Source organism: Streptomyces antioxidans, assembly GCF_000968685.2.
GTDB classification, from domain to species: domain Bacteria; phylum Actinomycetota; class Actinomycetes; order Streptomycetales; family Streptomycetaceae; genus Streptomyces; species Streptomyces antioxidans.
In genome coordinates, this window is sequence record NZ_LAKD02000119.1 from 1 (window position 1) to 19015 (window position 19015).

Genomic DNA, 19015 nt, shown 5'->3' on the forward strand with positions numbered 1-19015 from the left:
GGGGGCTGGGGCGCAGTCCCGGGGGGCTGGGGCGGAGCTCCAGTTTCGGGAAGGGGCGGGGAGGGGATAGCTCGCCGGAGGCGGCACCAGGGGGCGCCGCCCGCGGCTCGGTCAGCGTGTCGAGCGGGTCACGGCCCCGCCTCCGTGACGGTGGGCGCGTCGTCCGCGCCGAAGTCCACCACGACGCCCTGGCCGTCCCGCAGCCGTACGGTGACCGTGAGGCCGTTCACCTCGGTGGTGGCGAGGTCGGTGAGCGGGGCCGGGGCGGGCTCCCCGGTGAGCGAGGCCAGTGCGACGAAGAGGGTGCCGGAGGGGTCCTCGCCCACGGTGCCGGTGAGTTCGGGGACCAGGGCCCACGGCCCGTACGCGGTGCCCCGCGGCGCACGGACCGCGGTGGCGGTCTCCCAGCCGTGCAGCCCGAGGAGCTGACCGGTCACCTCTCCCCCGTCCAGCCGTATCTCGGCGCCCTCCTCGCTCTCCGCGGGGGCGCCCGGGGACAGGGCGACGGCCCAGCCGCTGTGGTGGATCCGGGTCCCGGCGGGGACGCCCACGGTGCGGTGGACGCGCACTTCGAGACGGCCGCGGACCAGGGTCAGGCTGTCGATGCGCAGCGAGGGCGCCCTGGGACCGCCGTCGGGGAAGGCGGGGGTGTGGGAGGAGGCGAGCCAGTCGGGACCCGCGGCCAGCGGGTGGATGCGCAGCCGGGCGCTGCGCACGCCGCGCTCCTCGATGGCGATGTGGTTGTCGGGGGTGTTGTCCGCGCTGGTGGGGCCGGTGCGGGTGGAGTAGGCGAGCCGGGCGTAGAGCGGGTCGGCGGGCGGGTGTTCGGCCTCCCAGGGGCGGAGCTTGTAGCTGCCGTGGTTGTGCAGCCGCACCAGCCCGTCCCGCCCGGTGGTCTGGACGAGGAACCCCGCCGCGGGCAGCGCCAGCGCCCGGTCGGGCCCCTCGGCGGGCGCGGCCTCCTCGGTCGCGGTCCACACCGGGTGGTCGGGCGGGAGCAGCAGGGCGAGGAACCCCTTGGAGGCCCAGTAGGGCGAGCCGGGCCCGGAGTAGCGCTGGAGGGTCGCGGCGTGCGGCCCGTACCAGCCCAGGCTCAGCACCCCGTCCTCACTCAGCGCCCCGCGGTCCAGGAAGTGGCGCAGCGCTCCGCTGAGCAGGCGACGGGTGGCGCCGGGGGCGAGGGGGGTGTGGCCGGTGAGGGCGCCGAGTGCCACCGAGGCTCCGGCGGCGAAGCGGTAGGTGAGGGAGCGGCCGTGGTGGATGGGGGCGCCGTCGGCGTCGAAGAGCAGCGAGAAGCCCTCGAGGAAGGTGCGCAGCCGGGGGCCGAGCCGGTCCAGGAGCTCCGCGTCGCCCGCGAGATGGGCGTGCAGCAGCGGGTACATGTGCAGTGCCCAGCCGTTGTAGTGGTCGAACGACCGCCCGTCGCCGTCGGAGTACCAGCCCTGGCCCTGGTACCAGCCCTCCAGCAGGCCGAGTCCCCGCTCGATGGCGCGGGCCGTCTCGGCGTCGCCGCGTCCGACGTCGTCAAGGAATCCGGCCACGGTGAGGGGGAAGAGGTACCAGTTGTTGGGAGCGGGCTGGTGGCGCAGCGCGCCGCGCAGCCACTCCTCGGTGCGGTCCTGGGCGTCGGGCGGCAGGGCCTCCCAGGTCCACGGCGCGGTCAGCCGCAGGCCCAGGGCCACCGACGCGGACTCCACCATGGGCTGGCCCTGGGCCCCGTGATGGCCGATCACCGGCCAGGACTCGGCGTCCCCGCGCCCGGGGGTGCGGGTGCCGCGGGCGATCCCCGCGGTGTAGCGCTCCAGGATGCCGTGCTGGTTCTTGCCCGAAGCCCCGACGGCGCGGAAGGCGGCGAGGAGGAAGGTGCGGGCGAACCCCTCGAGCCCGTCGGAGCGCACCCCGGACCTGGACGGCGGCCCCGGCAGGTCGATCAGGGCCTGGCCGGGGGTGGCGTAACGGAGTGCGGCGTGCAGCAGACCGTCCGCGGCGGCCTCCCAGTGGGCGCGGGTGTAGCCGGTGTGGGGGCTGAGGGTGCGGTCGTCGGCGGGGAGGGGGAAGGGGAGCTCGGGCATGGCGGGGTGGGCCTCCTGGGGTGCGGGTCGTTCTGCCGAGCGGTCGTCGCGGGGCGTTACGTCGAACGGTCGTCGCGGAGCGTTGTACCCAATGGTCGTCGCGGGTCGTTCTGCCGGACGGTCGTCGCCGCACGTATGGCGAGCGGTCGTCATCGCGGGGGCGTTGTACCGAACGGTCGTCGTCACAGCACGTATGCCGAACGGCCGTCGTCGCTGGACCTTACGCCGACCGGTCGAGCACCTCCGGTCGTACGGCGTGGGCGAAGGGGCGGCCGGTGACATAGCGCTCGATCTCGCCGATGGCGAGGTCGGCCAGGCGGCGCAGCTCACCGCTCTTGGATCCGGCGATATGCGGGGTGATGAGCGCGTTGTCGCAGTCGTACAGCGGGGACGCGGCGGGCAGCAGCTCCGGCACGGTGACGTCGAGGACGGCGCGGATCCGCCCGGCCACCACCTCCTCGGTCAGCGCCTCCTGGTCCACCACCGCCCCGCGCGCGGTGTTGATGAGCGTGGCGCCGTCCGGCATGGCGGCCAGCAGCTCCCGGCTGACCAGCCCCTGGGTGGCGGGCAGCAGGGGGGTGTGGACGCTGATGACATCGGCGCGGGCGAAGAGTTCCGGCAACGGCACCTGGCGCACCCCGAGTTCCCCCGCCTCCTGAGCGGTGACATACGGGTCGTACAGCAGGACGTCGAGGTCGTACGGGCGCAGCAGCTCGATCACCCGGCGGCCGATGGCGGAGGCGCTGAGGATGCCCACCGTGCGGCGGTAGTTGCCCGCGTCCGGATAGCGCTCGTTCCAGTCGACCGTGCGCCGCTCGGCGCGGTAGTCCCGGGCGATGTCCAGGACGCGCTTGTTGGAGAGCAGGATCATGGCGACGGTGTACTCGGCGACGGGCAGGGCGTTGGCCGCGGCGGCCGAGGAGACCGCGATGCCGCGCTCCCAGCAGGCGTCGGTGATGTGGTGGCGCACGGTGCCCGCGGTGTGGACCACGGCGCGCAGTCGGGGCGCGGCGTCGAGCGCGGGCCGGTCAAGGGGCGGGCAGCCCCAGCCGGTGACCAGCAGTTCGGTGTCGGCGAGTGTGCGGCGGGCGGCCGGGGTGGTGAAGTCGTCGAGGACGAGGCCGGGGTCGAGGTCGAGGAGGTCGATGAGCCGGTCCAGGCTCGCCGGTCCGAGCACCTGCCGGGCGGACCGCTCGGCCATGGCCAGGGCGGCGCGGGGGTGGCGGCGGGCGGAGAGGTGGGCTGCGGTCACTTGACGCTCCCTGCGGTCAGTCCGGACTTCCAGTAGCGCTGCAACAGGACGAACGCCACGATCAGCGGCACGACGGCGAGCAGCGAGCCGATGACCACCAGGGGGTAGTACTCGGGCGAGACGGTGGCGGCGCTGTTCCAGGTGTAGAGGCCGAGGCTGAGCGGATACAGATGCTGGTCGGAGAGCATCACCATCGGAAGGAAGAAGTTGTTCCAGATGGCCGTGAGCTGAAAGAGGAAGACGGTCACGAATCCGGGTCCGAGCATCCGCAGGCTGACCCGTACATAGGTCTGCAGCTCGCCCGCGCCGTCCACCCGGGACGCCTCCAGCACCTCGTTGGGCACGTAGCCGCTGCTCAGCAGGCGGGCGAGATAGACGCCGAAGGGGTTGAAGAGCACCGGGATGAAGACCGACCAGAAGGTGTTGACCATCCCGATCTCGGAGGCCACCAGATAGAGCGGCAGGGCCAGCACGGTCGGCGGCACCATGACACCGGTGAGGACGAGCCCGAAGAACTTCTCCTTGTGCCGGAACTCGTACTTGTCGAAGGCGTAGCCCGCGGCGACGCTGATGAGCGAGCCGGTCAGGGCACCGACGACCGCGTACAGCAGGCTGTTGACGTACCACTCGCCGTAGAGCCCGCCGTCCATGGCGAAGAGGTCGGAGAGGTTGCGGGCGAAGGAGAAGCCGCCGAGCGAGAAGATGTCGCTGCCGAAGAGGGCGTCGGCGTTCTTGGTGGACGCCAGCAGCAGCCACAGGGCGGGCAGCATGGTGTAGAGGGCGGCGATCAGGACCACGGCGTTGGCGATGCCGCGGCTGGTCAGCTTAGGACCGCCGAAGGGCTTGCCGAGCGGCCTGGACGGTCCCCGGGAGGGGTTCACGGGGGTGGTGGATGTGGTCGTGGTCATCACGCTCTCCGTTCCCGGCGGCCCGACCAGCGCGTCACGGCGTACGACAGGACGCAGGTGACGATCAGGAGGATGACGGAGGCCGCGGAGGCGAGTCCGTAGTTGTTGCGGCGGAAGGCCGCGTCGTAGATGTACATGTTCGGGGTGAAGCGGGAGTTGACCATCGGGGTGGCCTGGTTCATCAGCATGGGCTCGGTGAACAGCTGCAACGCGCCGATCAGGGAGAACATGCACACCATCACCACGGAGCCCCTGATGATGGGCACCTTGACCTGGAGCGCGGTGCGGATGCCGCCCGCGCCGTCGATGGTCGCGGCCTCGATCACCTCGCGCGGCAGCGCCTGCAGCGCGGCATAGAAAATGATCATGTTGTAGCCAAGGCCGCTCCACAGGGCGATGTTGACGATCGACGGGAGCACGGTGTGCAGGCCGAGGAAGTCGATGGTGATGTCGGCCTGGGCGAAGAGCTTGATGACCGGGCTGAGCCCCGGGGTGTAGAGGTACAGCCAGATGACGGCGGCGATGATGCCGGGGACGGCGTGCGGCAGGTAGAGCAGCATCTGCGAGGTGCGCCGCAGCCGGATCAGGCCCGAGTCGAGCAGCAGGGCGAGCGCGAGGGCACTGATGACCACGGTGGGGACGAAGATCACGCAGTAGAGGGCGATGGTGCCGAACCCGGAGAGGAAGCTGGGGTCCTGCAGCACCGCGAGATAGCTGCGCAGCCCGGTGAAGACGGTCGTCCCGCCGCCGAAGCCGAGCCCGCTGTGGTCCTCGCCGAAGAGGCTGAGGTAGATGGCGTAGCCGACGGGGACGAGGAACACGGCGACGAGCAGTGCCGTGAAGGGGGTCAGCAGGACGGTGGCGGCGATCCGCTGCTGGCGCCGTCCGGTTCTGCGGGGCGGGTCGGCGGCGGCCGCCTGTGGCGGGGCCGTCCGTCGTGACGACGTGACTGTGCTCACGGGGTACCTCGGCTCGGGCGTGGTGAGTGCGGCTCGGAGGATGCGGTGTGAGGTGGCCGGCGGGCTCAGTCGGTGGTGACCGACAGGCCGAGGCTCTTCAGGTCGGGCATGGTTCTGCTCTGGGCATCGCGCAGGGCCCCCAGGAGGGTGCCGCTGCCGGCTCCGGCACGGGCGAGTCCGTCGTCGCCCGAGGTGGTGGTCGAGACCATCCGCGGTCCCCACTTCCAGGTGGAGGTGATCAGCTCGGCCTGCTGCCCGAAGAGGCCGAAGATGTCCTGGCCGGAGTAGTAGCTGGTGTCCATCTCCTTGCGGGCCACCGGGACCAGGTCGGGCACGGACGGGAAGGCGCTGCTGACACCGCTGGCGAGTTTGGCCTTCAGGGCGCCGGGGCTGGTCACCATCCAGGAGATGAACTCCATTGCCTCCCGGGGGTGGCGGCTGTCCTTGGTGACCAGGAAGGTCGAGCCGCCCTGCGTGCTCACCTTGGGCTTCGCCGGATCCCACTGCGGCATCGGCGCGATGGCCCATTTGCCCTTGCCGCCGGGGGTGGACGACATCATCGAGCCCGCGGCCCAGGCACCGGCCAGATAGCCCGCCGTCTCACCGCTCTGCAGATGGGCCCGCCACTGCTGGCTGGAGCCGGGCTCCACGCGCACCAGGTCGTCGTCCATCAGGCGCTGCCAGTAGGAGGCGACCTTGCGGGTGGGGGCGTCGTCCATGGAGACGTGCCAGGTGTCGTCGGACGTTCGGTACCACTGGCCCCCGGCCTGCCAGGCGTACCCGGCCATATAGAGGGTGCCGCCGGTGGTGAAGAGGCTGGCGATGCGGGAGCGGGGCTGGGCCTGCTTGAGCTTACGGGCCGAACTCTCGAACTCCGCCCAGGTCTTGGGGACCGGGATGTGGTTCTTGGTGAAGATGTCCTTGCGGTACAGGAAGACCATCGGCTCGATGTCCACCGGTACGGCGTAGGTGCGCCCGTCGAAGGTGGTGAGGTCCAGCGCCTGCGGAAGGATCTTGCGGCGCACCGAGTCGGGCAGCAGCTTGGTGATGTCCCGGGGGACGCCGTCGATGGTGAAGCTGGGCAGCTGGGGGTATTCGATGGTGGCGACATCGGGGGCGTTGCCCGCGCGGGAGGCGTTGCTGAGCTTGGCCCAGCCGCCCTGCTCGCCGGAGGGGACCTGCTGGAAGTCCACCTTGATGTCGGTGTGGGTGCGGTTGAACTCGTCGACGACCTCCTGGCTGCCGCGCAGCGGCGACCAGAAGGTGAGGCGTACGGGACCGTCACCGGCGGTGTCGGACCCGCGTCCGGTCGAGCAGCCCGCGCAGCCCACCAGGACGAGGACGAGCAGCGTGAGCAGTGCGGTGGTGCCCGCCGTCGCCCGGTGGCCGGGCATCGGGCGTCCTGGGCGTCTCTGGCCAGGCATGGACCCTCCCCTGGTTCAACGGTGGAGTCAGAGGGAATCCTGATCGCTTGACTGAAATTACGTCAATACATCGCGCAGGAGAAACTAAAGCGGTCAAACGCTCAGTGGAGTGGGGCGGTGGAGTCCCGGACCACCAGGCGGGGCAGCAGCTCCAGATGGCGGGCGGCACCGGCCCACCGCCCGGTCCTGGTCCGCTCCAGCTGACGGGTCAGCAGCTCCAGCGCCGCCCGTCCGATCTCCCCCTTGGGCGGGGCCACGGCCGTCAGCGCGATCTGCCCCATGTCGGCGACCACATCGTTGTAGGCCACCACCGAGCAGTCGCGCGGCACCTCGACCCCCGCCTCGCGCAGCCGCTGGACCAGCACCAGCGCGTCCATGTCGCCGTGGATCAGCGCGGCGGTGGCCCCGGCCCGGCGCACCGCGCCCGCCAGGTCCGCCTCCCGCTCGTCGCGGGGCGAGGGATCGGGCCCCGCGGTGCGCGAGCTGAGCATGACCGGGCATCCCCCAGCGATGCCGCGGGCCGCGGTCTGCGCGGCGAACTCCGCGCGGATCACCCGTGCGGTGGGGCTGTCGTCGCGCGCCGCCAGCACGATGCGCCGGTGCCCCAGCGAGATCAGGTGCTCCAGCGCCAGATGCACCCCGTAGGCGTGGTCAGAGCGCACACAGTCCAGCCCGTAGATCGCGCTGCCCCGGTGGGGCCTGCGCTCCACCAGCACCACGGGGACCTCCAGCGCGGCGAGCCAGGAGTGGTCCGCCCGCGCCTCCGCCTCGGTGCGCCAGCGGGGGGCCAGCAGCAGTCCCCGCGCACCCGCGTCCAGCGCCTGGTGGACCGCGCGCTCGGTCCCGCGCTCGTCCGCGGCGATGTGCAGCGCGAGCCGCAGCCCGGCCTTCTCGGCGGCCTCGCGCGCCACCTGGACGGCCTCGGTGAGATAGGTGTTGCGCTCCGGGACCACCATGCCGATGGTGTCGCCGGTGGCGGTGGACTCCTGGGCCATCGGCCGCAGCGAGCGCGCCACCCCGTGACCGCGGCGCAGCTCCCCGCGCCGGGCCAGCTCCTCCACGTCCCGCCGTACGGTGACGACGGACACCGCCAGCTCATCCGCGAGATCGGTGATCCGGGCGCTGCCGCGGGCCTCCACGAGGGCCGCGATCCGTGTCTGCCGCTTCTGCGCCGGCTCCCGCATGTTCCCCAACCTCCGACGCGAACGGCTTTCGTCTTTAGTATCGACTCCGCCATAGTAGCGATCATTCGATCAGAAAACAGTCAGCGGAGGGCCGGGGCGGTCAGCAGTCGGTGATCCCCCGCGCCCGCAGGGCCGTCCGCAGCGCCCGAGTCGCGTAGTACGTCCGCGACTTGACGGTTCCGGGAGGCACCCCGAGCGCCCGGGCCGCCTGGCTCACACTGCGGTCCAGATAGTGCAGCTGCAGCAGCACCTCACGCTGCGGGGGCGCCAGGTCCGCCAGGGCGTCCCACACCACCCGGGCGGTGAGCGTCTGATCGACCACGTCCGGCGCGGCAAGCAGCACCATGTCCGCCTCACCGGCCATCTCCGTCCAGGGCTCCGCCTGGCCCTGGTGGGCCTCCCCGCCCAGATCGCCGACCAGGTCACTCACCACCGTCAGCAGCCGGTGGCGTGCGGTGGCGTCCATGGGGCCGACGTCCATCGGCCGCTGCCAGGCCCGGATCGCCACTTCCTGCACGATGTCCTGGGCCCCGTGCCAGTCCCCGCCCAGCAGCCGGGCCGCCAGCCGGCGCAGCGCCGAGCCATGCCGCCGGTACAGCGTCGTTAAGAAGGTGTCGGCGTCGGTCATGACGGCCGCCGCGTTGGTGTCCATCGTCCCGTTCCCCCCGAGGCGAATGTGTCGATGGCGGGAGCGTAAGAGAAGGGGGACGCCGATTGAGTGACGAAAGACTGACGTCACACCGCGGCCGGAAGAGCACGGTGACCGAAACGGGCCCGACTAAGATCCCCAGTTGTGCGATTTACGGTGTTAGGCCCGGTCAGGGCGTGGCGCGAGGGCGCCGAACTGGAGCTGGGCCCGCCCAAACAGCGGGCGCTGCTGGCGCTGTTGCTGGTGCGGGCGGGGCAGCCGGTGGCGCTCAGCGAGATCGTCGACGTCCTCTGGCCACGGGATCCGCCGAGCACCGCGGTCAATGTGGTGCACCGCCATGTGGGCTCGGTGCGCCGGCTGCTGGAACCGGGCCTGGCGGCGCGGGCGGAGGGCAGCAGGCTGGTGCGCAGCTCCGGCGGCTACCGGCTGAACGCCGACGCGGACGCGCTGGACCTGCTGCGCTTCCGGGAGTTGGGCGAATCGGCGCGGCGCGCCACCGCCGAGGGAGAGCCGGAGCGGGGGGCCGGGCTCTTCGCCCGGGCGCTCACCCTGTGGCAGGGGCCGACCGCCACCGGAGTCCCCTCCGACCTCCAGACCCACCCCGTCTTCTCGGGCGTGGACCGGGAACTCCTGGCCGTCGCCAAGGAGGCCGCCGCCGCGGCACTGGCCTCCGTGGTTCCGGAGCAGCTGCCCACCGTGCTCCAGCAGTTCGCCGCCCACCACCCACTGGACGAGACCCTGCAGGCCCAGCTGATACGGGTGCTCGCCGCCACCGGACGGCGGGCCGAGGCCCTGGAGGTCTTCTCCGCGGCGCGGAACCTGCTGGCGGACCAGCTCGGAGTGGCACCCGGCCCGGAACTGCGCGCCGCACACCGCGAGGTGGTGCCCCGGTCCACCCCGGCCCCCGCCGAGCCGGTCCAGCCGCCCCTTCCGGCGACTCCGCCCGCCCCGGCGGTCCGCCCGGCGCAACTCCCGCCCGATCTGGCCGCGTTCAGCGGGCGCCACGGCGAACTCGCCGGTATCCAGGCCCTGCTGCCCGAGGGCTCCGGGATCGCCTCCCCGGCCCCGCTGGTGATCAGCGCGATCGACGGAATGGCCGGGGTCGGCAAGACGGCGCTGGCCGTGCACTGGGCGCACCGGATCGCCCACCGCTTCCCGGACGGACAGCTCTACGCCAATCTCCGCGGCTTCGATCCGACCGGTTCGATGATGTCGCCCAACGAGGCGCTGCGCGGATTCCTCCACGCGCTGGGGATCCCGCCGAGCCGGGTGCCCACGGGTCTTGACGCCAAGACCGCGCTGTACCGCAGTCTGTTGGCGGGGCGGCGGACGCTGGTCCTGCTGGACAATGTGGTGGACTCCCAGCACGTACGGCCGCTGCTGCCCGGCTCCCCCGGCTGTCTGACCATCGTCACCAGCCGCAATCAGCTGCACGGTCTGATCGCGGGCGAGGGGGCCCATCCTCTTACTCTGGGGCCGCTGTCCCCGGCCGAGTCCCATGAGGCGCTTGTCCGGCGGCTGGGCACGGACCGGGTCGCCGCGGAGCCGCGGGCCGTGGCGGCCATCGTCCGGCTCTGCGGGCGGCTGCCGCTCGCGCTGGCGGTGGTGGCCGCCCGCGCCGCGACCCGCCCTTCCTTTCCCCTTTCTTCTATAGCGGCGGAGTTGCGCGAGGGCCAGGGCAACCTCGACGCGTTCGCGGGCGCCGATCCGAGCACCGACGCGCGGAGCGTCTTCTCCTGGTCCTACCGGGCGCTGGAGCCGGAGGCCGCCCGGCTGTTCCGGCTGCTCGCCCTGCATCCCGGGCCCGAGGTCTCCGCGGCGGCCGCAGCGAGCCTGGCCGGGCTGCCGCTGCGGGTCACCCGGGCGCTGCTGGCCGCGCTCACCCGGGCCCATCTGCTGGTGGAGCAGGACCCGGGCCGCTACACCTTTCACGATCTGCTGCGGGCGTACGCCATGGAGCTGGTCCAGGACCAGGAGGCGGACGAGGTCCGCCGGGACGCCCGGCACCGGATGTTCGACCACTATCTGCACACCGCGCGCACCGCCGCCACGCGGCTCGCCCCGCACCGGACCGAACCGCTGCCCCTCTCCCCGGCCCGGCCCGACGCGGCGCCCGAGCACCTGGGCGGCCAGGAGCACGCCGAGACATGGCTCTCGGTCGAGCGCCGCGTACTGCTGTCGGTCGTCGAGCAGGCGCGGGACCACGGCTTCCCGGCCCACGCCTGGCAGTTGGCCGTGACGCTGGAGCGCTTCCTGGACCGGCGCGGCCACTGGCAGGAGCAGACCGCCATCCAGCGCACCGCGCTGGGGGCGGCCCGGGCCGTGTCCGACCCGCTCGGCCGGGCGCACAGCCACCGCACCCTGGGCTTCGCCGAGGGACGGCTCGGCCGGTACGAGGAGGCGTACGGCCATCTGGAGCGTGCGCTCGAGCTGTTCACCGAGCTCGGCGAGCGGGCCGGGACCGCCTATACCCTGCGCATTCTGGCCTTCCTGGCCAACTGTCAGAGCCGGTACCAGGAGGCACTGGACCACTACCGGCCGGCGCTCGGCCACTATGTCGCCCTGGACCACACCAGCGGACGGGCCAGCGTGCTCAATGAGATCGGCTGGACCCACATCCTGCTCGAGGAGTACGAGCACGCCCTGGCCCGTTGCCGGGAGGCCGTCGAACTGCACCGGCGGATCGGTGACGCGTCCGGCGAGGCCGCCGCGCTGGACAGCCTGGGGTACGCGTACCACCACCTCGGACGGTATGAGCAGGCCCTCGCCTCCTACGGCCGGGCGCTCGCCATCTACCGCGAGATCAGCGACCGGTACCTGGAGGCCGACACCCTGCACCACCAGGGGGACGCCCGGTTGGCCCAGGGCGATGTGGCCACCGCCCTCACCGACTGGCGGCGGGCTCTGGAAATCCTCCAGGAGCTGAACCACCCCGATGCCCGGGTCCTCGACGGCAAACTGGGGCAGTACCGGCAGTCGCCGCATCCGGCCTCGGCTCTGAGTGGATGACGGGGCCTGGCGGGCGTGGTCTTCCGCGCTGTCGCGTTCACGGCGGGGCGCCTCCGGGTCGTCGGGACGGTGCGCGGCCGGGCCGCTGGAGCGCGGCCGTGCACCGGGTTCTCCCTGCCGTACGTACGGGCCCGGCACGTTGCTCAACCGGAGGGGAAAAAACTTCCTGAAGCGCCCTCGGGCGGGCGGGCGCGGAGGGTACCAGCAGGTAATGATCTCTGTCCCGGCTTTATTCACTAGTGATGAGGTCTCCACGACCGAGCCACACGAGGTACTAGCGTCCGGTGTCACTCCGAACCAAGGAGGGCGCTGTGCCATCAGCAAACCTCACCAGATCCATCGCCTCCAGCCGTACCATCGGCACCGGACTCATCATCGGGGCGCTCGCCGTCACCCTGGCGGCGATCCTGATTCCGGTGTCGTTGTTCGGTGAGAGCAGCGTGGCCCAGCCGCGCAATGGCGTCACGGACGACGGCGGTGGGACGGTCAGCACCCAGTACGGGCCGCTCACGGCCACTGACCGGGACTTCGTCCGCAAAGTCAGGCTCGCCGGTACGTGGGAGCTGCCCGCCGGGCGTCTCGCCCAGGAGCGTGACAGCCGGGACGCGGTGAAGACCGCCGGTGAGCATCTCATCGAGGGACACACCGAGCTCAACCGCCGGGCCGAGGAGATCGGCCGGGCGCTCGGGATCCAGTTGCCCAACCAGCCCAACGCACAGCAGCAGGGCTGGCTCGACGAGATGACCAGCGCGGGCAGCAGCGCGGAGTTTGAGCGGGTGTTCGCAAACCGGTTGCGCGCCGCTCACGGCAAGGTGTTCAGCCTTGTGGCACAAGTGCGAGCCGAGAGCCGCAACTCCATGGTCAGATCTCTTGCCACCAGGGCCAATGCCATCGTTCTCGACCACATCACGGTCCTCGAGGACACCGGGCTTGTCGACTTCGACGCCCTCTAACGACTAAGTGAAGTGATCTCATGAGGCAACAGACCCACAAACGCGGGCGGTTCACGAACAAGACCGTCGCCATCGTCGCCGCACTGGCGCTCGGCGGCGGCGGGGCCGCGATCATCGCCGCCAACGCGTCCGCCCACGGCGACAAGAGCGGCTCGGACCAGAACCACGCCGTGGCCGCGAAGGCGGGGACGATCCAGTGCCCCGACGTGGGGCAGCAGCTGAATGACGTGCCGTCGAAGGCCAGGCCCGAGGTCGACAAGAGCCTGGCCGAGCTGGACAACCAGGTGGCCGGGGCGTACCAGCGGATGAACCAGCGGCAGGGTTCGAACGACGCGGTGCTCTCCAAGCTCAACGACGACCGCTCGCGGACGCTGAACAACATCGGCTCGGCCATGGGCGGCGACGGCTCCCAGCTCCAGGGCATGGCCGACTGCAAGTGGCAGGAGGTCGCCGATCAGGGCGGCGACCAACAAGGCGGTCAGCAGCAGGGCGGCGACCAACAAGGCGATCAGCAAGGCGGCGACCAACAGGGCGGTGACCAGCAGGGCGGCGAGGGCGCCAATGAGGTGCCCGGCAACGCCGGCGGCCAGGCGGGCAACGGCCCGTCGCAGGACGACTTCGTCGACATCACCACGGTGCAGCCGAACGTCCAGCAGCCGCCGGAGGCCCAGGAGAACGGCTCCACCGGCACCTTCGCCTCGGAATGCGGAGTCGGCGACCCCGAGCTGCGCAACAGTGACAATGTCATCGTCGCGCCCGGCGTCGGCAACGGCGCCCACCACACCCACGACTACGCGGGCAACGACAGCAACGACGCCTTCGCCAACAACGAGACCTTCGAGCAGGGCGGCACCTCCTGCGAGAACCAGGACGACAAGTCGACCTACTACTGGCCCGTGGTCCGCGCCCAGGACGGCAAGGACGAGGCGGACGCCAATGACCTCGGCGGCGGCCAGGAGGGCAACGTCGGGACGATCCTGACCCCCAAGAGCTCCAAGATCGAGTTCAAGGGCAACGCCCAGAGCAAGGTCACGGCGATGCCGAAGTTCCTGCGCATCATCACCGGTGACGCCAAGGCGTTCACCAACGGCGACAAGAACGCCAACGCCTCCTGGAGCTGCACCGGCTTCGAGGACCGTCAGCTGACCGACAAGTACCCGCTCTGCCCCGAGGGCAGCTCGGTCACCCGGACCTTCGACTTCCAGAGCTGCTGGGACGGCCAGAACATCGACAGCGCCAACCACCGTGACCACGTGGCCTTCGCGAACGAGGACGGCTCCTGCCCCGAAGGCTTCCAGGCCATCCCCCAGCTGGTGAACACCATCACCTACGACGTACCGGCCAACACCCCGTTCGCCGTGGACGGCTTCCCCGAGCAGTTGCACAAGCCCATCACGGACCACGACGACTTCATCAACGTGATGTCGGAGGACCTGATGAACGAGGCGGTGGACTGCATCAACAGCGGCAAACAGTGCGGCTGATGGACCACGCCCACCAGGCGCGCGTCAGCCGGAAGGCCGGCGCGCGCCGCGCCGTCAGCGGGCACTTACACCAGGCCGTGGACGACGACGCGGCCGCCGACCCTCCGGCGGCGGAGCACCCGGACACCGAGGGGTTCCCGGGACCGGCACACACCGACCGACCGGTCCGCTCCCCCTCGGACCGGGAGCTCACCAGGCAGTTGGCGGAGGGCTACCGGTCGGGCAGCGGCAGTCCGGCCGCGGCCGACCTGCTCTACCGCCGCCACCACGCGGCGACCCTTCGCTACGCCCGCACCTGCGGCCGTGACCCCCATGACGCCGAGGACCTGACCTCCGAGGCGTTCTTCCGCACCTTCCAGGCCGTTCGCGCCGGGGGCGGTCCGCGGGGTCCCTGGCGGCCGTATCTGTTCACCGTGGTGCGCCATGCGGCGGTGGAGTGGAGCGCCGCGGAGCGCCGGGTGCTGCTCACGGCCGACTTCGAGTCCTGGCGACGGCACCCGTCCGCGGCCGACCCCCAGCAGTATCTGGTGGCCCGGGAGGACCGCCGGTTGCTCATCCGCAGCTTCCGGGGGCTTCCCGAGCGCTGGCAGCTCGTGCTGTGGCTGACCCTCGTCGAGGAGGAGCCCCCGCACCGGGTGGCCATGTTCCTGGGCATCTCCCGCAGCGGGGTGACCTCGCTGGCCTTCCGGGCCCGGGAGGGGCTGCGGGAGTCGTATCTGCGGGCCCATCTGGAGTCGGCGCGCGACGACCGGTGCCGCCACCACAGCGGCCGGATCGGCGCCTCGGTGCGGCGCGGCGGGGTGCGCGGCCGGGCGCTCGCGCGCCATCTCGCCGCATGCGGCTTCTGCTCCCACGCCTACCGCGAACTGCTCGGCCTGAACGCCGCGATGCCCACGGCACCGCGTACGGCTGCGGCCGCCGCGGCGAGGGGCTGAACCACGCCGCTTCGGCGGTCCCGGCGGGCGACCGCAGCCGCCGGGGGCAGCGAAAACCGCCGACCGCATGAGCGCGGTCGGCGGTTCGCCTTCTGCTGGCGAGGGCCGGTGGAGTCTGCCGGACTCCTGGTCAGAGCCCTGGTCAGAGTCCGTTGACGCGCGCCTCCCTGGCGATGCCCAGCGGCCGGACGCCGGGGGGCGCGCCGGTACGGGTCCGGCGGCTCACCCGGGACGCATGGCGCCGTATCCGGTCCATCTGCGCCATCAGCCTGCGGCCGCGCAGCGCCATCTCCAGCTCGAAGCGTATTCGGGGGTCCCGGAGGCCGGGCCCGAAGAGCTTCTCGATCTGGCGCAGCCGGTAGCGCACGGTCTGCGGATGCACCTTGAGGGCCTTGGCCGCCTCGGGCGCGCCACCGCCCTCCAGCCAGGCCAGCAGCGTCATCTGCAGGCGCTCGCTCTGCCGCGGGGTCAGCCCGACCAGCGGCTTGAGCCACCGGGCTGCCAGCGCCCGGACCAGCGACTCGTCCTGCAGGAGCAGCAGCATCGACAGATGGTCGTCGACGAAGAGCACCCGGGCCTCGGGGCCGGAGCGGACGGGCGCCAGGGTCAGCAGCCGCCGGGCCCAGCGCACCGAGGAGGACGCGTCGTTGAGCGGCACCACATGGCCCACCGCCGCGGTACGGCCGCGCAGCGCGGTCTCCAGCGCGGCCCGGGTGCCGGGCTCGGCCGGGGCGGCCTCCCGCTCCGGGTCCTTCTCGCCCTCCTGGGCGGCGGCGGTGCCGGGGTCCGCGGTGGGTCCCGGGTCCGCGTCCGGGTCGGGGATCAGCAGGCACAGCTCGTCGCCGACCGCGCCGATGAGGGTGTCTCCCAGCACGGCGGCCAGCTGCGGAGCCTCGCCCGGGGTGGGCAGGGCGATGGCCTGCACCGTCTCGGGAAGCGGCCAGCGGGCGGCCCGGGAGAGCTCCACCAGGGTGCGCTCGGAGACCGCCACTTCGCCGATGAGGGCGTCGAACAGATCGCGCCGGGCCCGCTCGGGCGGCACTTCGGCCAGCGCCTCCTCACCGGAGGCGGCGGTCTGCTCGACCGCGCCGTCCTCGCCCGCCCTGCGGTGGCCGAGTGCGGCCAGGAGAGCCTGCTCGACTCCCCATCGGACCTTGTCTCGCTCAGAGTCCTCCAGGAGCTCGGCGAATCCCGGAATTCTGTGCCGGAGGTTGTCGACCACCTCATCGGCCACGGACGGGAGTTCATTGCGCAGCACCCGGGTCCACTCGCCACGGGGGCGGGACCAGCTGCGGTTCACGAGTTCGCCCATCATTACCTCGTTCTTGCCGGGGGGAGACCTGGCCGTTGGGGGGTCGGTCAGGTCCGTGGAGGTTGCCTCCGTCACCGGTTTCGTCCAGTACCGGTCAGGGAGTCGAGGGTCCTCCGCTACGTCATAGAGGACCCCGCCCCCTCCCGGTCCCGGTACTTTGCCGGTTCTTTGCCATTGAGACGACAGTCGATCAGCCGGGGACGGTGCGGGCATGGTTCGTCCACTAGAAGTTGTCACGTTACGACAAATCTTATGGAGATCAGGTGTACTTCCGAGAAGCTGGCGCCCCCAAGACGACTTTGACGTATCTCGTCACCCGCGCGAATCCGCGCGATCGGGAGGCTCCAATGTCCATGTCCCAAACGCCGCTCCCCTCCTCGCAGGGGCGTCACGGGGGACGCCGGGCTCGTGGCGGACGACGAGCCGCTCGCCGGACTCAGCAGCATGATCCATCCGGGCTGGGATGGCCACGCCATGTCCGGATCTATGCCATCGTCGGCTCCATCGCACTGTCCCTGTACGTGACATGGAGCGCCGGCGCGTTCTCGCAGATGTTCGCGTTCCTCGACTTCGGCGCGGGTGTGCTCGCGCTGGTCTGTCTCACCTCGGCGGTGCTGTGGGGGCTCGCCGCGACCGACCAGCTGATCCTGCACACCAAACAGCGGCTGCTGGCCCAGGCCATCCACCGGGCGGCCGCGGTCGCCGGACTGCTCTTCCTGGCCGTTCACATCTGGGTCAAGGTCGCGGAGAGCCACACCAACACCGCGTCCATCGCGATACCGTTCGCTGACGCAAATCAGCCGGTGCTGATCGGGCTCGGCACCATCGCCGGCTATCTCTTCGTGATCGCCGCGGTGACCGGCGCCGCCCGCAGCTCATTCGCCTCCAGGGGCAACTCCCGCTGGCGGTACCGCTGGTGGCGGGCGCTGCACGTGGGCGCCTACCCCGCGTGGTGCGCCGCGCTGATCCACGGTCTGAAGGCGGGACGCGCCGCCAAGACCTGGGCGACCTACGGCTATATCGCGGCGCTCGCCGGTGTGGCCATCGCGCTGTGGCTGCGGCTGGTCCAGCGGCGGCGCCAGGACACCGACCGGGCCGACGGCATCGAGGTCAGAAACCCTCCCGCCCGCAGCATGCAGGAGCGCAGAACCCGGCAGCCAGGTCCCACGGTGCCGCGCCCCCGTTCGGCCGAGCCCGGCCGGTATGACAGCCAGCCGCTCGGTGCCTCTCGCGGGTGGGACCGGTGATCACGACCAAACCCAGGCTCGCCTGTGTCGATCCGCCCCGGCTGCTGGCCGGACTCGACGAGGTGTACCGGCTCGACCGCGTCGGCCATCTGACCGTCCACGGCACCATGCCCGCCCTCCGGGCGGACGAGCTCGTGGCACTCGCGGAGAACATCGATCTGCGCGGGCGCGGCGGCGCCGGATTCCCCTTCGCCAAGAAGGTCCAGGCCGTGGTGGAGTCGGCGGGCCGTCGCGAGGGCCGCTGCACCGTGGTGGTCAACGGCAGCGAGGGCGAGCCCAGTTGCCTCAAGGACACCGCACTGCTGCTGCACACCCCGCATCTGGTGATCGACGGCGCCGTACTGGCCGCCGAGGCGCTCGGCGCCGAGGAAGTGGCCATCGCGGTGCACCGCCAGGACGTCGAGGAGTCCGTGGCCGCCGCGATCGCCGAGCGCGGCCCCAGCGGCGTCCCGGTGGGGGTGGGCCGCACCCCGAACCGGTTCGTGGCCGGTGAGGGCGGCGCGGTCATCAACGGCCTCAGCGGCGCCCCGGCCATCCCCAACGGCCGGAAGATCCGTACCAGCGACAGCGGGCTCAGCGGACTGCCCACCCTGCTGTCCAACACCGAGACCTTCGCCCAGCTGGCGGTGGCCGCGCGGATGGGCGCCCTGCCGTACCGCTCGGTGGGGCTGCCCACCGAGCCGGGCACCACGCTGCTGACGGTCGGTGGCAAGTACGTGATGGAGACGCCCACCGGGGTGCCGCTGACCTACGTCCTGGAGCTGTGCGGCCTCACCCCGGGCCAGGCGATCCTGGTGGGCGGCTACCACGGCAAGTGGCTGGACCCCAAGAGCATCAACGCCGCCACCATCTCGCGGGAGTCGATGAAGAAGTACGGCGCCAGGCTGGGCGCCGGTGCGGTGCTGCCCCTCCCCGAGAACACCTGCCCGCTCGGCGAGACCGCGCGGATCGCGCGCTGGCTGGCCGCCGAGACGGCCGGTCAGTGCGGGCCCTGCTTCATCGGGCTGCCCGCGCTCGCGGACGCGATCGGCCAGGTGGAGCGCGGCGGCGGCCAGTCCGCGATCGACAATGTGCGCGCCTACACCAACTCGGTGCGCAAGCGCGGGGCCTGCAGCCATCCCGATGGCACCGCCGGTTTCGTGACCACCGCGCTGGACGCGTTCCCCGAGGAGTTCGAGGCGCATGCGCTCGGCGCCGGCTGCGGCCGGCCCACGATGGGGGTGCTGCCGCTGCCGGAGGACGCGCTGCCGCCCGCCCTGCCGCCCGCACCGCTGAACCCCGCGGCGCGCGACGAGCGCCGCCAGCGGGGGCCGACGGAGAAGCTCCTGGTGGACTGGTCGCTGTGCCAGGGCCATGGGCTGTGCGCGGACATCCTGCCGCCCGAGGTGCTGACGCTCGGGATCGACGGCTATCCGGCCTCGGCCACCATGGAAGTGCCCAGGCAGCTGCGGGCGCAGGCGGTCCGCGCGGTCCGCCGCTGCCCCGCCCTGGCGCTGCGCATCGAGGAGTAGCCGGGGAACGGTCCGGCCGCACCGCCGCCACCGCGACGGCCATGGGAGACGGCATCCGACACCGCGACGGCCGTGAGTAACGGCCGTCGGCCGCTGTGCGCTCAGCGATCCGGCGA

General features: G+C 71.8%; 14 protein-coding genes. 6 read left to right on the forward strand and 8 right to left on the reverse strand.

Annotated features, from left to right (window positions below; genetic code table 11):
* Window positions 1–128: 128 nt before the first annotated feature.
* The 7 genes from VT50_RS32735 to VT50_RS32765 form a co-directional block, all read right to left on the reverse strand.
* A complete protein-coding gene (locus VT50_RS32735) occupies window positions 129–2072 on the reverse strand; it encodes a DUF2264 domain-containing protein (RefSeq protein WP_046088491.1) in 1944 nt (647 codons plus the stop codon).
* 220 nt (window positions 2073–2292) lie between these two features.
* A complete protein-coding gene (locus VT50_RS32740; RefSeq protein ID WP_046088544.1) occupies window positions 2293–3273 on the reverse strand; it encodes a hydroxyacid dehydrogenase in 981 nt (326 codons plus the stop codon).
* A gap of 47 nt (window positions 3274–3320) precedes the next feature.
* Entirely contained in the window at window positions 3321–4232 is a 912-nt protein-coding gene (locus VT50_RS32745) for a carbohydrate ABC transporter permease (protein ID WP_046088492.1), read from the reverse strand.
* Window positions 4232–5191: a carbohydrate ABC transporter permease gene (locus VT50_RS32750; RefSeq protein WP_046088493.1), complete on the reverse strand. Its 960-nt coding sequence runs from the start codon at window positions 5189–5191 to the stop codon at window positions 4232–4234. Before VT50_RS32750 ends, VT50_RS32745 begins: the two co-directional genes overlap by 1 nt.
* Before the next feature lie 65 nt (window positions 5192–5256).
* Window positions 5257–6585: an ABC transporter substrate-binding protein gene (locus VT50_RS32755; protein WP_046088494.1), complete on the reverse strand. Its 1329-nt coding sequence runs from the start codon at window positions 6583–6585 to the stop codon at window positions 5257–5259.
* A 131-nt stretch (window positions 6586–6716) separates the two neighbouring features.
* Entirely contained in the window at window positions 6717–7799 is a 1083-nt protein-coding gene (locus tag VT50_RS32760; protein WP_046088495.1) for a LacI family DNA-binding transcriptional regulator, read from the reverse strand.
* A gap of 100 nt (window positions 7800–7899) precedes the next feature.
* Window positions 7900–8451, reverse strand: a complete 552-nt coding sequence (locus tag VT50_RS32765) for a sigma-70 family RNA polymerase sigma factor (protein WP_046088496.1) — start codon at window positions 8449–8451, stop codon at window positions 7900–7902.
* 141 nt (window positions 8452–8592) lie between these two features.
* Between VT50_RS32765 and VT50_RS32770 the strand changes: the two genes are divergently transcribed.
* The 4 genes from VT50_RS32770 to VT50_RS32785 all read left to right on the forward strand — a co-directional run bounded on the left by VT50_RS32770 (window position 8593) and on the right by VT50_RS32785 (window position 14829).
* Window positions 8593–11457 carry an AfsR/SARP family transcriptional regulator gene (locus VT50_RS32770; protein WP_046088497.1) on the forward strand — a complete coding sequence of 955 codons (2865 nt, stop codon included), beginning with the start codon at window positions 8593–8595 and terminating at the stop codon, window positions 11455–11457.
* A gap of 311 nt (window positions 11458–11768) precedes the next feature.
* The gene (locus VT50_RS32775; RefSeq protein ID WP_046088498.1) at window positions 11769–12410 is read left to right on the forward strand and encodes a DUF4142 domain-containing protein; all 642 of its coding nucleotides are present in this window, start codon (window positions 11769–11771) and stop codon (window positions 12408–12410) included.
* Window positions 12411–12430: 20 nt separating this feature from the next.
* Window positions 12431–13894 (forward strand): DUF1996 domain-containing protein, encoded by a 1464-nt coding sequence (locus VT50_RS32780; RefSeq protein WP_046088499.1) that lies wholly within the window; start codon window positions 12431–12433, stop codon window positions 13892–13894.
* Entirely contained in the window at window positions 13894–14829 is a 936-nt protein-coding gene (locus tag VT50_RS32785) for an RNA polymerase sigma factor (RefSeq protein ID WP_046088545.1), read from the forward strand. The genes VT50_RS32780 and VT50_RS32785 overlap by 1 nt, the downstream gene beginning before the upstream one ends.
* A gap of 142 nt (window positions 14830–14971) precedes the next feature.
* Here the strand turns inward: VT50_RS32785 and VT50_RS32790 are convergent, their stop codons facing one another.
* Window positions 14972–16144: a PucR family transcriptional regulator gene (locus VT50_RS32790; RefSeq protein WP_078840862.1), complete on the reverse strand. Its 1173-nt coding sequence runs from the start codon at window positions 16142–16144 to the stop codon at window positions 14972–14974.
* Window positions 16145–16662: 518 nt separating this feature from the next.
* On the opposite strand from VT50_RS32790, the gene VT50_RS32795 reads away from it, so the two are divergent.
* Both VT50_RS32795 and VT50_RS32800 read left to right on the forward strand, forming a co-directional pair.
* Window positions 16663–17388 (forward strand): ferric reductase-like transmembrane domain-containing protein, encoded by a 726-nt coding sequence (locus tag VT50_RS32795; protein WP_240529397.1) that lies wholly within the window; start codon window positions 16663–16665, stop codon window positions 17386–17388.
* Window positions 17385–18899: an NADH-quinone oxidoreductase subunit NuoF family protein gene (locus VT50_RS32800; RefSeq protein ID WP_063893249.1), complete on the forward strand. Its 1515-nt coding sequence runs from the start codon at window positions 17385–17387 to the stop codon at window positions 18897–18899. Before VT50_RS32795 ends, VT50_RS32800 begins: the two co-directional genes overlap by 4 nt.
* Window positions 18900–19015 lie beyond the last annotated feature (116 nt).